Origin of the sequence: Lentzea indica (genome assembly GCF_012184385.1) — a bacterium.
Lineage (GTDB): Bacteria > Actinomycetota > Actinomycetes > Mycobacteriales > Pseudonocardiaceae > Lentzea > Lentzea indica.
In genome coordinates, this window is sequence record NZ_VSRL01000008.1 from 58,431 (window position 1) to 71,051 (window position 12,621).

15 protein-coding genes and 1 pseudogene are annotated in these 12,621 nt (G+C 67.1%); 11 read left to right on the plus strand and 5 right to left on the minus strand.

Features of this window, described 5'->3' with window-relative positions:
* Positions 1 to 3: 3 nt before the first annotated feature.
* Positions 4 to 216, minus strand: coding sequence for a hypothetical protein (locus FXN61_RS04100; protein WP_167970271.1), 213 nt, complete (start codon positions 214 to 216; stop codon positions 4 to 6).
* Between FXN61_RS04100 and FXN61_RS04105 the strand changes: the two genes are divergently transcribed.
* Positions 140 to 1,168 (plus strand): chitinase, encoded by a 1,029-nt coding sequence (locus FXN61_RS04105; protein ID WP_167970364.1) that lies wholly within the window; start codon positions 140 to 142, stop codon positions 1,166 to 1,168. The two genes, FXN61_RS04100 and FXN61_RS04105, sit on opposite strands and share 77 nt — an antisense overlap.
* Positions 1,169 to 1,208: 40 nt before the next feature.
* On the plus strand, positions 1,209 to 1,703 hold the full coding sequence (locus tag FXN61_RS04110; protein ID WP_167970366.1) for a DinB family protein: 495 nt from the start codon (positions 1,209 to 1,211) through the stop codon (positions 1,701 to 1,703).
* Between the two features lie 3 nt (positions 1,704 to 1,706).
* Here FXN61_RS04110 and FXN61_RS04115 read toward each other — a convergent pair whose 3' ends face one another.
* Both FXN61_RS04115 and FXN61_RS04120 read right to left on the minus strand, forming a co-directional pair.
* Complete coding sequence (locus tag FXN61_RS04115; protein WP_167970368.1) at positions 1,707 to 1,952, minus strand: mycoredoxin; 246 nt, start codon at positions 1,950 to 1,952, stop codon at positions 1,707 to 1,709.
* Positions 1,953 to 2,034: 82 nt separating this feature from the next.
* Positions 2,035 to 3,153: a DUF2341 domain-containing protein gene (locus FXN61_RS04120; protein ID WP_167970370.1), complete on the minus strand. Its 1,119-nt coding sequence runs from the start codon at positions 3,151 to 3,153 to the stop codon at positions 2,035 to 2,037.
* 308 nt (positions 3,154 to 3,461) lie between these two features.
* Here FXN61_RS04120 and FXN61_RS04125 point away from each other — a divergent pair, with 308 nt between their 5' ends.
* Both FXN61_RS04125 and FXN61_RS04130 read left to right on the plus strand, forming a co-directional pair.
* Entirely contained in the window at positions 3,462 to 4,079 is a 618-nt protein-coding gene (locus tag FXN61_RS04125; RefSeq protein WP_167970372.1) for a DUF4360 domain-containing protein, read from the plus strand.
* Between the two features lie 57 nt (positions 4,080 to 4,136).
* Positions 4,137 to 4,781: a DUF4360 domain-containing protein gene (locus FXN61_RS04130; RefSeq protein ID WP_167970374.1), complete on the plus strand. Its 645-nt coding sequence runs from the start codon at positions 4,137 to 4,139 to the stop codon at positions 4,779 to 4,781.
* A gap of 50 nt (positions 4,782 to 4,831) precedes the next feature.
* Here the strand turns inward: FXN61_RS04130 and ilvA are convergent.
* Positions 4,832 to 6,066 (minus strand): annotated as a pseudogene (gene ilvA, locus FXN61_RS04135) (threonine ammonia-lyase IlvA).
* Between the two features lie 68 nt (positions 6,067 to 6,134).
* Between ilvA and FXN61_RS04140 the strand changes: the two are divergent.
* A complete protein-coding gene (locus FXN61_RS04140; protein ID WP_167970376.1) occupies positions 6,135 to 6,989 on the plus strand; it encodes a lytic polysaccharide monooxygenase auxiliary activity family 9 protein in 855 nt (284 codons plus the stop codon).
* Between the two features lie 83 nt (positions 6,990 to 7,072).
* Positions 7,073 to 8,311, plus strand: a complete 1,239-nt coding sequence (locus tag FXN61_RS04145) for a ThuA domain-containing protein (RefSeq protein ID WP_223165304.1) — start codon at positions 7,073 to 7,075, stop codon at positions 8,309 to 8,311.
* Here the strand turns inward: FXN61_RS04145 and FXN61_RS04150 are convergent.
* The gene (locus tag FXN61_RS04150; RefSeq protein WP_167970378.1) at positions 8,308 to 8,697 is read right to left on the minus strand and encodes a hypothetical protein; all 390 of its coding nucleotides are present in this window, start codon (positions 8,695 to 8,697) and stop codon (positions 8,308 to 8,310) included. The genes FXN61_RS04145 and FXN61_RS04150 overlap by 4 nt on opposite strands.
* 148 nt (positions 8,698 to 8,845) lie before the next feature.
* Here FXN61_RS04150 and FXN61_RS04155 point away from each other — a divergent pair, with 148 nt between their 5' ends.
* The 5 genes from FXN61_RS04155 to FXN61_RS04175 are packed head-to-tail and all read left to right on the plus strand — an operon-like array spanning position 8,846 to position 12,591.
* A complete protein-coding gene (locus tag FXN61_RS04155; RefSeq protein ID WP_167970380.1) occupies positions 8,846 to 9,283 on the plus strand; it encodes a helix-turn-helix domain-containing protein in 438 nt (145 codons plus the stop codon).
* A 3-nt stretch (positions 9,284 to 9,286) separates the two neighbouring features.
* Positions 9,287 to 9,799, plus strand: coding sequence for an ImmA/IrrE family metallo-endopeptidase (locus FXN61_RS04160; RefSeq protein ID WP_167970382.1), 513 nt, complete (start codon positions 9,287 to 9,289; stop codon positions 9,797 to 9,799).
* Complete coding sequence (locus FXN61_RS04165; RefSeq protein WP_167970384.1) at positions 9,800 to 10,909, plus strand: MAB_1171c family putative transporter; 1,110 nt, start codon at positions 9,800 to 9,802, stop codon at positions 10,907 to 10,909. It abuts the gene before it with no gap.
* A gap of 15 nt (positions 10,910 to 10,924) precedes the next feature.
* Positions 10,925 to 11,989 carry an ATP-dependent DNA ligase gene (locus FXN61_RS04170; RefSeq protein ID WP_312877539.1) on the plus strand — a complete coding sequence of 355 codons (1,065 nt, stop codon included), beginning with the start codon at positions 10,925 to 10,927 and terminating at the stop codon, positions 11,987 to 11,989.
* Complete coding sequence (locus tag FXN61_RS04175) at positions 11,986 to 12,591, plus strand: YigZ family protein (RefSeq protein WP_167970386.1); 606 nt, start codon at positions 11,986 to 11,988, stop codon at positions 12,589 to 12,591. Before FXN61_RS04170 ends, FXN61_RS04175 begins: the two co-directional genes overlap by 4 nt.
* The last annotated feature ends 30 nt before the right edge of the window (positions 12,592 to 12,621 follow it).

The window sequence follows — 12,621 nt, forward strand, 5'->3', positions numbered from 1 at the left end:
GGTCTAGACCCTTGACTGGTCTGGACCATTGATGCCAATCTCAGCGTAGTTCACATCCTTGATTCCTCGGGCGCGCAGACTCCAGGAGTGGGTGACCTTGCTGAGAAAACGCATCTTGGCGTCTATCGCGGCAGGTGTGATGGCGGCGGCATTGGCCGTCATCGCACCGGCCGCGTCCTCACAGGCGGAAGTGTCCGCACAGGCTTGCTCGTACACCGACTGGGTACAGGGTCAGTGGTACACTGCGGGCTCGATCGTGAGATTCGAAGGCGCTTACTACATCGCCGAGCACGACAATCCTGGTTACAGCCCCACGGTTTCCACCTGGTACTGGGAACCGACGAGCTGTGACGGTGGTGGAGGTGGCGGCGGCGGCACCTGCACGTACACCGACTGGGTGCAGGGACAGTGGTACGTCACCGGCGCCATCGTCAGGTTCGAAGGCAGCTTCTACATCGCCGAGCACGACAATCCCGGTTACAGCCCAACGGTGTCCACCTGGTACTGGGACCCGTACAACTGCAACGGTGGCGGCGGGGGCGGTGGTGGCGGCGGCAGCTTCGTCGTCAGCGAAGCCCAGTTCAACCAGATGTTCCCGTCGCGCAACAGCTTCTACACCTACAGCGGTCTCGTCGAAGCGATGAGCGCGTTCCCCGCGTTCGCGAAGACTGGCAGCGACACGGTGAAGAAGCAGGAAGCGGCGGCGTTCCTCGCGAACGCCTCGCACGAGACCGGCGGCCTGGTGCACATCCGCGAGATCAACCAGGGCAACGACCTCTGCGACGAGAGCAGGCCCTACGGCTGCCCGGCCGGGACCTACGCCTACTACGGCCGCGGCCCGATCCAGCTGTCGTGGAACTTCAACTACAAGGCAGCCGGTGACTACCTCGGCATCAACCTGCTGAACAACCCGGACCAGGTGGCCACCAACTCCGCGATCTCGTGGAAGACGGCACTCTGGTACTGGAACACGCAGACCGGGCCGGGCACCATGACCCCGCACAACGCCATGGTCAACGGAAGCGGGTTCGGCGAGACGATCCGCAGCATCAACGGTTCTCTCGAATGCAACGGCGGCAACCCCGGCCAGGTGCAGAGCCGCGTCTCGAAGTACCAGCAGTTCACTTCGCTGCTCGGTGTGTCGGCCGGAGGAAATCTGTACTGCTAATAGGACCTGATCTGTCCTAGTTCGTCCCTAGCTTGGTCGCATGACGATGGAGCACGACGAACTGCTGCACATGCTGGACGATCAGCGCAGGGTCTTCCGCATCGCGATGCGGGGTCTCTCCGAGGCCGAGGCCAGGAAGCGCACGACCGTCAGCGAGCTCACGCTGGGTGGGTTGCTCAAGCACCTCACCTGGTGTGAGCGTGCGTACACGCACATCCTGACCGAGCAGCCGGGCACCCCGGAAGGAATGCTCGACGTCAGCCAGTACACCTGGGAAGGCGGCTCGTTCGAGGAACTGCTGGCCGCCTACGCCCAGGCGGCGCGCGTGACCGACGAGGCCGTGCGCGCCACCGATCTCGACAAGATGGTCCAGATGCCGTCCGCGCCGTGGGACCCGAACCCAGAGCCGTGGTCGGTCCGGCGGATCATGCTGCACGTGTTGCGGGAGACCGCGCACCACTCCGGGCACGCGGACATCATCCGCGAAGCGCTGGACGGCGCCTCGACGACCGAACAGCTGTACTCGTTGGGTTGACCGTCAGGCCGCGAGCTGTTCCTTCACCTGGGACAGCGACGGGTTGGTGAGCGCCGCGCCGTTCGGGAAGTGGACGGTCGGCACCGTGCGGTTGCCGCCGTTGACGCTCATCACGAAGTCCGCCGCGCCGGGCGTCTCCTCGATGTTGATCTCGACGTACTCGATGCCTTCGCGGTCGAGCGAGCTCTTCAGGATCCGGCAGTAGCCGCACCACGAGGTCGAGTAGACGGTCAGCTGGTCGGGAGCCATCAGGGGCACTCCTCATCGAGGTTGGTCAACGTCATGAGTATCAACGCTCGACGAGGAGTGCTTCATCCCAGGGTGCGCCAGCTCACTTCCGGTGCTTGAGCAGCTTCGATCCGGGTTTCTGGGACTCGAAGTCGAGCTTCGCCCAGTTCTTGTCCTTCGGCACGGACAGCACGCGCGCCTCGTCGAGCAGACCGTCGAACGAGCGCTTGCGGCTGTTGCTGCCTGGCGTCTTCTCGTTGTTGCCGATGGTCACCGGCTCGCTGCCGGCGGTCTTCCACGCGTTGGTGTCGGTCTTGCCGACTTCGAGCTTGCCGTTGATGTAGTAGTAGGCGTTCGGCTTGTCGATGACGAAGACGAAGTGGTACCAGGTGTTGTTCTTGACCTTGGTGTAGGCACCGGAGGGCAACGGGCACCAGTCGTAGTTCGCGACGTCGATGCACGGCTCGGTCTGGTCGCCCTCGCCGAAGTAGTGGATGCGGAAGCCCGTCTCGCCCTTGGAGAACATCGCGATGTACGCGGCCGGATGCGTCTTGGCGTTGGACCAGATCGAGAAGGTTCCCTTCGACGGCAACGGGTTGAACAGCGACGAGCTCTCGCTGCCCGGCAGCAGGACGTACTCGCTGCGGGCCCTGGTGAGCGACAGCGCGTTGCCGACCACGCCGGTGCCGGTCGCGTCGCCGGTGATGTTGACGCCCTTGCCGTTGAGGTTGCCGGCCGAGTCGCGGTAACCGTTCGCCGCGCCCTTCTCGGCGAGGTGGTGGGCGGTGATCCAGCCGTCGGCCTTCGGGAAGACCTTGGTGCCGTCACTTTCCGACGACGCCTCGGGATTGCCCCATTTCAGGGTGACGGACTGGCTGGCGTTGTTGCCCTTGACGTCGGTGCGCACCCAGATCGCCGCCTGCTTGGCGCCCGCGTCCCACTTCTCGATCTCATACGGCAGCGGTTTGCCCGCCGCGTCGTCGAACCTGACGTCCGCGCCGTCCGGCTTGGCCTGACCGAAGTCGAAGTTCGACGCGTCGAGCCTCACCGGCACCGGGAAGCCCTTCACGTCGCCCGCGACGTTCGCGCCCGCGGCGGTGGTGTCGATGGTGATCTTGCGTTGATGTGCCCAGCCCGCTCGGGCCTCCGACGCCGCCGTGGGCAGCAGGAGTGCCGCGAGCACCGCGGCGGAGATGGTGAGAGTGCGCCCTGTCTTCTGCATGTGGTCCCTTTTGTCCGGGGCGGCGGACACCCAAGGTCTTACTGGAAAGTTTGTTGCCTGTCAGCCCCGCATCACCCGATCGGACCAGTGGGCGACAATCGTCAGGCAATCGTCAGGTTAATTCGCCACACGGTGGGTGAGCATGGTTCGCGCACGTCCCGAACTTTCGGGCGTGCAATTAGTTCTGCTTTCCGACAAGCATTGCCGAGCAATTCAGTCACCCATTCGGCGGCCCTTTCCTTAACAGGGTTTCCGATATCGTCTGACTTCCGCCGCCGGTACCGCACTTTTGGAAAGAAAGGCTGGCCATGCTGAAAACGGTGGCGGCTGCTGCCATTGCGCTGTCCGCGGTCCTTACCGCACCAGCCGCGCACGCATCCGATGTTCCTGATTTCGTCACGATCGACGTGGTCACCGTGAACGGTTCCGGCTGTCCCGCCGGCACCGCGGCGGTCGCGGCCTCAGACGACCGCACGGCCTTCACTGTCACCTACAGCGACTACCTCGCCCAGGCCGGACAGGGTTCGTCGCCGACAGACTTCCGCAAGAACTGCCAGCTCAACATCAGAGTGAGCTATCCGCAGGGCTTCACGTTCGGCATAGCCCAGGCGGACTACCGCGGGTTCGCCCATCTCCAGCCGGGCGCGACGAGCATGGAAAAGGGCAGCTACTACTTCCAGGGCATGTCGCAGGGCACGAGCCGGACCCACAACTTCTCCGGCCCGAAGAGCGACAACTGGCAGGCGACCGACCGCGCCCAGGTGTCGGAAATCATCTACGCGCCGTGCGGGGAAGTCCGTCACCTGAACATCAACACCGAGCTGCGCGTGAACGCCGGATCGTCCAAGGCCGCGAGCTTCATGACGATGGATTCCACGGACAGCAGCGTGAGCACGAAGTACCAGTTCTCCTGGAAGCGCTGCTGATCCAGGCACCGATTGCCGCCGCCGTTCTTTGTTGAACCCCAGACGGAAAGGTGCCCCATGCTCAGCACAGTGGCCGCGGCCGCGCTCGCGATGTCGACGATCATCATCCCGCCCGGTGGCGCCCCCGGCGACACGCCACCGCCCGATCACATCACCATCGACGTCGTGACCATCAACGGTTCAGGCTGCAAGCCGGGAACGGCTGCGGTCGCCGTCAGCCCGGACAACAAGGCGTTCACCGTCACCTACAGCGAGTTCATGGCGCAGGTCGGGCCGGAGGCGAAGCCGACCGACTTCCGCAAGAACTGCCAGCTGAACCTGCGCGTCAACGTGCCGTCCGGCTTCACTTACGGCATCGCGTCCACCGACTACCGCGGCTTCGCGCACCTCGAGCGCGGCGCCAAGGCCCTGGAGAAGGCCAACTACTACTTCCAGGGCATGTCGGAGACGCAGTACAAGCAGCACAACTACAACGGCCCGATGAGCGACGACTGGCAGGCGACCGACACGACCGACGTGGCCGCGATCGTCTACCACCCCTGCGGTGAGAAGCGGAACTTCAACATCAACACGGAGCTGCGGGTCATGGCCGGCACCTCCGACCCGAAGAAGGTCACCAGCTTCATCTCGATGGACTCCACCGACGGGTCGATCGAGACGACCTACCACTTCGCGTGGAAGACCTGCCCGCCGAAGCCGTAACCCCTCACCCTGTGCCGGGCATTCCGAGAACGGGGTGCCCGGCACTTCCCTCAGATCAGGAAGCGGTAGGCGGTCGTGCCGGGGGCCACGTGCTGGATCTTGAGCGGTGACTCCTTCATGCGACCCCACAGCAGGTCGTAGTCCTCGCGGCGGCCGAGTTCGATGCACACCAGAGCGGCGCCGGTCTCCCGGTTGTCCCGCTTGATGTACTCGAACAGCACGATGTCGTCGTCCTTGCCCAGCACCTCGTCGAGGAACCGCCGCAGCGCGCCCGGCTCCTGCGGGAACTCGACCAGGAAGTAGTGCTTCAGGCCGCGGTGGACCATCGACCGCTCGACGACCTCGGCGTAGCGCGAGACGTCGTTGTTGCCACCCGAGAGAAGGCACACCACGGTCGAGTCCTGCGCGACGGAGATCTCCTCCAGCAACGCGGCCGAGGCCAGCGCGCCCGCGGGCTCCGCGATGATGCCGTCGATCTGGTACAGCTCCAGCATCTCCGTGCAGACCGCGCCCTCGGACACGGTGAGGAGCTCGGCGCCGCTGTCGCGCACCATCGGGAACGTCACGTCGCCGGCACGGCGCACCGCGGCACCGTCGACGAACGAGTCCACCTCCGGCAGCGTGACGGGGCTGCCCGCCTGCATCGCGGCGATCATGCTGGCCGCGCCCGCAGGCTCCACGCCGATGACGCGGGTGCGCGGGAAGCGCTCCTTGAACCACGTGCCGACGCCGGACAGCAGTCCGCCGCCACCGACAGGCACCACGACCACGTCGGGCGCGCGCCGAGCTGCTGGACGATCTCGAGGCCGACGGTGCCCTGGCCCGCGACCGTGCGGGGGTCGTCGAAGGCGGGGACCAGCGTCGCGCCGGTCGTCAGCGCGTACTCCTTCGCGAGGGCGGCCGCGTCGTCGTAGGTGTCGCCGTCGACGATCAGCTGCACCATGCCCTGCCCGAGGGCGGAGATGCGGTCGCGTTTCTGGCGCGGGGTGGTCCGGGGGACGTGCACGCGGCCCTCGATGCCGAGGCGGCGGCACGCGTAGGCCATGCCCTGGCCGTGGTTGCCCGCCGACGCGCAGACCGCGCCACCGAACGCGAACTCGGTCTGGCACAGCAGGTTGAACGCGCCGCGCAGCTTGTAGGAGCGGCCGACCTGGAGGTCCTCGCGCTTGAACCACACGCGCGCCCCGGTCCTCTCGGACAACCGCTGGTTCACCTCGAGCGGCGTGGTGCGCGCGACTCCACCGAGCCGGGCTGCGGCCGCGGACACCTCATCAGCGAAGGACATGACACTACATCTTCCTTGAACGACTCGGGTCTGGCACGCGTACCCCTAGACAGAGAGGGGAGGTGCCCGTGTTTCGCCTTTTGGGCGTGCTCACACTGCTCATGATGCTCTCCGCGGTTCCCGCGCACGCCCATGGCGCGCCCACTGACCCCGCGAGCAGGGCTTTTCTGTGTTCGCCAGGTCAGCCCACAGCATCATCCTCGCCGTGCCGCAGTGCCGTCCAGGCGGGGTTGCCGTCCAAGGAGTGGGACAACATCCGGCTGCCGAACGTCGCGGGCCAGGACGCCGCGAGGGTCCCCGACGGCAAGCTGTGCAGCGCGGGGCTCGCGAAGTACGCGGGACTCGACCTGCCCTCCGCCCAGTGGCCGGTCACGAAGCTCAAGAGCACGGACTTCACGTATCGGGCGACGATCCCGCACCAGGGCTCGTTCCGGTTCTACGTGACGCGTGAGGGTTACTCCCCGGCCCGGCCGCTGCGGTGGGCGGACCTGGAGCAGTTCCTGTCCGTGCCCACTCCCCCGCTCGTCAACGGCTCCTACGAGTTCAAGGTGCCGCTGCCGAAGGACAGGGCAGGGCGGCACCTGATCTACACCGTCTGGCAGAACACGGACACGCCCGACACCTACTACTCGTGCACCGACGTGGAGATCGCGGCTCCCGCGAAGCCGACGACACAGGTCGCGCAGCCGGCTCCGGCCGCGCCGCCCGTGCAGGCGGTGCCGCCGACGCAGTCCAGTCAGCCCAGCCAGTCCGTGACGCCTTCGACACCCAAGTCGAGCACTCCGCGACCTGTTCCCGTTGCGTCGAGTGCCGAACAACCTCCTTCCAGCGCAACGAGGTTCGGCATCTCCGCCGTGGTAGCGGCGCTGGGTGGGCTCGCCGTGCTCGGCGGGATCATGTTGTGGCGCAAAAGAATTCTGTGAACGTCCCGGTACCCCATAGGTCTGGACCACCCCTACGATGATCTTCGGGCGCGCAAACCTGCGATGTGAAGGTGTGTGCCCGTATGGCTCGAAAACTGCTGGCGTTGCTGGCAATGCTCGCCGCGACGCTCGTCCCGGTCTCCATCACGGCAACGGGCCCGGCGCACGCCGTCCCGTTCAAGGTGCTCGGCTTCTACCACGGCACGCACGACCCGGCGCACATCGCGTTCGTCAAGGAAGCGAACCCGTGGCTGACCCGCGCCGGGCAGGAGAACGGCTTCACCTACGAGGCCACCACGGACTGGAACCGGCTGAACACCCTCACCCCCGCCCAGGCACAGGTCGTGATCTTCCTCGACGACCTGCCGACCGGCACCCAGCGCGCGGGTTTCCAGCGGTACATGGAAGCGGGCGGCGCGTGGTTCGGCTTCCACGTCGCGGCGTTCACGCAGAACGCCGGCGAATGGTCGTGGTACCACAACACGTTCCTGGGCAAGGGAAACTTCGTCAACAACACCTGGGAACCGACCACCGCGACGTTGAAGACCGAGACCCGCACGCACCCGTCGACCCTGCGTCTGCCGGAGAGGTTCACCTCCTCGGTCAGCGAGTGGTACAGCTGGTCGCGTGACCTGCGCACGAACCCGGACATCCAGATCCTGGCCAGCGTCGACCCGTCGAGCTTCCCGCTCGGCACCGACCCGAACCAGCAGTGGCGCAGCGGGTACTACCCGATCATGTGGACGAACAAGAACTTCAAGATGATCTACGCCAACTTCGGCCACAACGCGATGGACTACCCGAACAACAGGCCGCTGTCCTCCACGTTCGCGAGCGCCGACCAGAACAACTTCCTCATCGACAGCCTGCTCTGGCTCGGCAGTGGTGGCACGCCGCAGCCGCAGCCCGACTGGAAGACGGTCGTCAACAAGGGCAACGGCAAGTGCGTCGACGCCCGTTCCGCGGGGACCGCTAACGGCACCGTCATCCAGCAGTACACCTGCAACTCGACCACCGCGCAGAACTTCCGGGCGGTGGCGACGAGTGACGGGTACTCGCGCCTGGAGTACCGCAACGACTCCTCGAAGGTGCTCGACGTGAGCAACGTGTCCACTTCGGACGGCGCGGGCATCCACCTCTGGACCTACGGCGGCGGCACCAACCAGCAGTGGCGCGTCACCACCGGCGCGGACGGCTACTCGACACTGACGGCACGGCACTCGGGCAAGTGCCTCTCGGCGCCGGCGAGCGGTGCCGACGGCGTGCAGCTGGTCCAGGCGGCCTGCGACGGGTCGGCGGCCCAGAGCTTCAGGCTGGGCTAGCCCGATCGTGAGTGGTTCTGGTCGTCGGAGCGACCGGAGCCACTCACGACCACCCGCTCCCCCTGCACAGGACGGGCGGCGTGAGACGAAGCCAGGAACCCGTACATGTCGTTGAGCTGGTGCAGCGCGGATACCGCGTCCCGCCACACAGGGCAGGGCCACGCACGATGCCGCCCGTACCAGGTGCGGCACGACCTGCACCGGTGCCGCTCGTTCGGCTCGTGCATCCGCAGCAACCCGCGCCACCAGGGCAGGGCGGCGCGAAGCTGCTCACGCAGCTCGAAGACCTCGTTCGGCGAGTCCGCCTGCGCGAGCTGGTCCATGGTCTTGTAGACGACGTCGATCACCGTCCGGTGAAAGGACCGCTGCCGTTCGGCAAGGGCCATGTCCGAGCTCCTCCTCCCCGCGGTTGAGACAGGCTCGCCAGGAGTCTATGTTGGCCATTGGCGGGCTTTCAACTGGTGAAAATCCCGTCACCCAGATAGCCCTTTCCGTGGGTGGAGAGGCTCACTGCGCGCAACGGGGGGAGCCGCGATGGCGGGGGAACGGTCGCTGGCTGACAAGCTCAACCACCTCTTCGCCAGGCACACCGCGCGCTCCGGCCAGGAGTACAGCAACGAGCAGGTCGCGGCGGCGATCGCGGACACCGGCGTGACCATCTCCCAGAGCTACATCTGGCAGCTGCGCAAGGGCAAGAAGGACAACCCGACGTTCAAGCACTTGCAGGCACTGGCAGGCTTCTTCGGTGTGCCCGTGAGCTACTTCTTCGACGACGAGGTCACCGACCGCGTCGACGAGCAGCTGAAGACGTTGCAGGACGAGCAGACGCGCCTCAACGAGATCACCTCGGGCAGCGACGCGCAGCTCATGGCCATGCGCGCGGGCGAGTTGTCGCCGGACCGCCGCCGCCTGGTCATGGAGCTGCTGGACGTCGTCTACCGACAGGAACAGGCCGAGCGCGGCGAAGGATGATCCGTGGCCGAACGAGAGTTGCGCAAGCGGTGCCGCCGCCTGCTGAACGAGCTGGACATCCAGCCACCGCTCGACGTCGAGGAGCTCTGCCGCCGCGTCGGTGAGCAGCGGGGCAAACCGATCAGGCTCATCGCCCACCCGATCCCGGTGCCCGGCCCGTTCGGCGTCTGGATCGCCACGGCCAAGGCCGACTACATCCTGTACCAGCAGGAGACGTCGAAGGCGCACCAGAACCACATCATCCTGCACGAGCTCGGCCACCTCCTGGCCGGTCACACCAGCGACGAGCAGGACGACGGCCTGCTCGCGGGCCTCTACCCCGATCTCGAACCGGACGCCGTACGACGCGCGTTGAGGCGTACCTCCTACGACAGCGCGCACGAGCGTGAGGCTGAGACGGTGGCGACGATCATCCTCGAGTGGGCGTCGGTGCTGGACAAGGTCGCGCCGCGCAACGTGGAGGGGCCCGCCCGCCGGATGGCCTCCTCGCTCGCCGACCGGATCGGGTGGCTGTAGATGCAGTACCTCAAGGAGACCCAGGGCATCGTCGCATTCTCCGCGTTGGCCGTGATGCTGTACCTGCTGGTGCGGCGCCCGCACGACCCGAGGCTGCGCTCGGTGACGGGCCTGGTGGCCGGCTGGGCGCTCGGCTACCCGTTCGGGCGCGCGGCGGCGGACGGACGGTGGTTCCTCGGCCTCGACCCGATGGTCTGCCAGCTGATCCAGCACTCCATGCTGCAGGTCGGCGTGTACGGCCTGATCTGCTTCTTCGTCTTCTCTGCCGTCGACGACGACAAGGCGCGCAAACAGGCGTTCATCCAGCTCGTGCCGCTGGTCCTGTGCGTGAGCGTCATGACGTGGGCGGTGCTGGCGATCCCGGACGACCTGCGGGTCGCGGCCGCTCGCGTGCCGAACTCGCTCGGCGGCGGACCCACCGGCGTCCTCGCGATCACGGTGTTCTACGCGCTGGGCAACGGTTATCTGCTCTACGGGTTCGCGGCGATGTTCGTGTGGGCCCGCCGCTACGCCCGCGGCGCCGACCCGCGGCTGCGCAGGGGCCTGCTGATCACCTCGACCGGACTCGGGCTGCTGGTGCCAGCCGACGCGATCTTCGTGTCGTCCAACATCTCCCGCTACTTCGGCGAACCGCTCCCCCGCTGGCTGCTCACCACCGCCGTGTGGTTCCTCCTGCCCGGTGTGCTGCTGTGCGTGATCGGCGTCGTCTACCCGATCGCCGCGATGCGGTTCGCGGCGATGCGACTGTGGCTGCGGCACCTGCGCGCGTACCACCGGCTCGCTCCACTGTGGACGTTGCTGCACCAGTCGTTCCCGGAGGACGCGCTGCACCGGGTGCCCTCCAGGCGCGACGCGTTCTCGTTGCGCGGCGTGCATCGGCGCTACTACCGGCGCGTGATCGAGTGCCGGGACGGGCTGGTGCGGATCAGCCCGTACGTCGCGGAGACGCCGGACGAGCTGCCTCTGGCCGAAAGGCTGCGTGCCGGGCTGGAGACGCGGAGGACAGGCGCCGTCACGGCGCGGCGGCCGATCTCGCTGGTCATCCCCGAGGACGACGGCATGGACGCCGACGTGCGGGAGCTCGAAAAGCTCGCGGTGTCGTTGCGCTGAGCTTATGGTCCGGGGGTGGACCTGCCCGTGATGCCGCCGGTGAAGCCGATGCTCGCGAAGTCCGTGCCCGAGCTGCCGCGTGGGGACGGTCTCTCGTACGAGCCGAAGTGGGACGGCTTCCGCTGCATCGTGTTCCGCGACGGCGACGAGGTGGAGCTCGGGTCGCGCAACGACAAGCCGCTCACCCGGTACTTCCCCGAGGTCGTCGAGCTGCTGAAGGAAGCGCTGCCGCCGCGATGCGTCGTGGACGGTGAGATCGTGCTGGTCACGCCGGACGGGCTGAGCTTCGACGTCCTCCAGCTGCGGCTGCACCCCGCCGCGTCCCGCGTGCGCAAGCTCTCCGTCGAGACCCCGGCGAGCTTCGTCGCGTTCGACCTGCTGGCGTGCGGCGACAAGGACGTCACCGGGCTTTCGCAGGGTGAGCGCCGCCAGCTGCTGGAGGAGGTCGTCACCGAGGTCCCCGGTGTCTACCTGACACCGTCCACGACGGACCCCGAGGTGGCGCAGGACTGGTTCACCCGGTTCGAGGGCGCGGGCTTCGACGGCGTGATGGTGAAACAGCTGGACGGCGTCTACGAGCCGGACAAGCGCGTGATGTGGAAGGTGAAGCACGAGCGGACGGCCGACTGCGTGGTCGCGGGCTACCGCCTGCACAAGGACGGCGAGACCGTTGGATCGCTGGTGCTCGGGCTCTACCAGGACGGCGAGCTGCACAACGTGGGCGTGGCGAGCAGCTTCACCGCGGCCCGGCGGCGTGAACTGGTCGAGGAGCTCAAGCCGCTGCTGAACCCTGCCGAGCATCCGTGGAGCGCGTGGGCGACCTACGAGGGGCCCGGCATGAACAGCCGGTGGAACCCCGAGAAGCAGCTTCAGGTCGTGCTGCTGGACCCGTCGCGAGTCGCCGAGGTGCGGTACGAGCACGTGCAGGGCGGACGGTTCCGGCACACCGCACGGCTGGTGCGGTTCCGTCCGGACAAGACGCCTGAAGAGTGCACTTATGAACAGCTGGAGGAGGTGCCGCCGGCCGAGCTGGACGCCCTGTTCCTCGAGGCAGAGCGGCGGCGGACAATCGACCGGTGAAGGTGATCAGGCGGGACGGCACGCACGAGATCGAGATCCAGCGGTCGCGGTTCCTGTGCCACGTCGCGCGCGTCGCGTCCGAACAGGAGGCCGCGGAGTTCTTCGCGCGGATCCGCAAGGAGCACTGGCAGGCCACCCACAACTGCACGGCCTTCCGTACCGCGGACACCCAACGCTCCAGTGACGACGGCGAACCCGCCGGCACGGCCGGGGTGCCGATGCTGGAGGTGCTGACGCGGCGAGATCTCGTCGACACCGCCGTCGTCGTCACCCGCTACTACGGCGGGATCAAGCTCGGCGCCGGTGGCCTGGTCCGTGCCTACGGCAGGGCCGTTTCGGAGGCCATCGACTCCATCGGCACGCTCACCCGTGAACGCCACGAGACGATTCTTCTCGCCGCGGACCACGATCAGGCGGGCAAGCTGGAGAACGCGTTGCGCGCGGCCGGGTACCACGTCGCGGACACCGAGTACGGCCACGACGTCACCTTCACCGTCCACACGAAGGACCCCGACGCCTTCGAGGCCTGGCTCGCCGCTCAGACCGGCGGCGCGGTGATCGCGATCAGGGGCGAGCCCGTCGACCTCGACGTCGCCGGCTAGCGCGCGCCGGCGGCGCCCCACCCCGAGAAG

Coding starts and splice junctions, on each gene's coding strand:
- FXN61_RS04105 (WP_167970364.1), top strand. CDS start 140: ATGGCGGCGGCATTGGCCGTCATCGCACCGGCCGCGTCCTCACAGGCG.
- FXN61_RS04110 (WP_167970366.1), top strand. CDS start 1,209: ATGACGATGGAGCACGACGAACTGCTGCACATGCTGGACGATCAGCGC.
- FXN61_RS04115 (WP_167970368.1), bottom strand. CDS start 1,952: ATGGCTCCCGACCAGCTGACCGTCTACTCGACCTCGTGGTGCGGCTAC.
- FXN61_RS04120 (WP_167970370.1), bottom strand. CDS start 3,153: ATGCAGAAGACAGGGCGCACTCTCACCATCTCCGCCGCGGTGCTCGCG.
- FXN61_RS04125 (WP_167970372.1), top strand. CDS start 3,462: ATGCTGAAAACGGTGGCGGCTGCTGCCATTGCGCTGTCCGCGGTCCTT.
- FXN61_RS04130 (WP_167970374.1), top strand. CDS start 4,137: ATGCTCAGCACAGTGGCCGCGGCCGCGCTCGCGATGTCGACGATCATC.
- FXN61_RS04145 (WP_223165304.1), top strand. CDS start 7,073: ATGGCTCGAAAACTGCTGGCGTTGCTGGCAATGCTCGCCGCGACGCTC.
- FXN61_RS04150 (WP_167970378.1), bottom strand. CDS start 8,697: ATGGCCCTTGCCGAACGGCAGCGGTCCTTTCACCGGACGGTGATCGAC.
- FXN61_RS04155 (WP_167970380.1), top strand. CDS start 8,846: ATGGCGGGGGAACGGTCGCTGGCTGACAAGCTCAACCACCTCTTCGCC.
- FXN61_RS04165 (WP_167970384.1), top strand. CDS start 9,800: ATGCAGTACCTCAAGGAGACCCAGGGCATCGTCGCATTCTCCGCGTTG.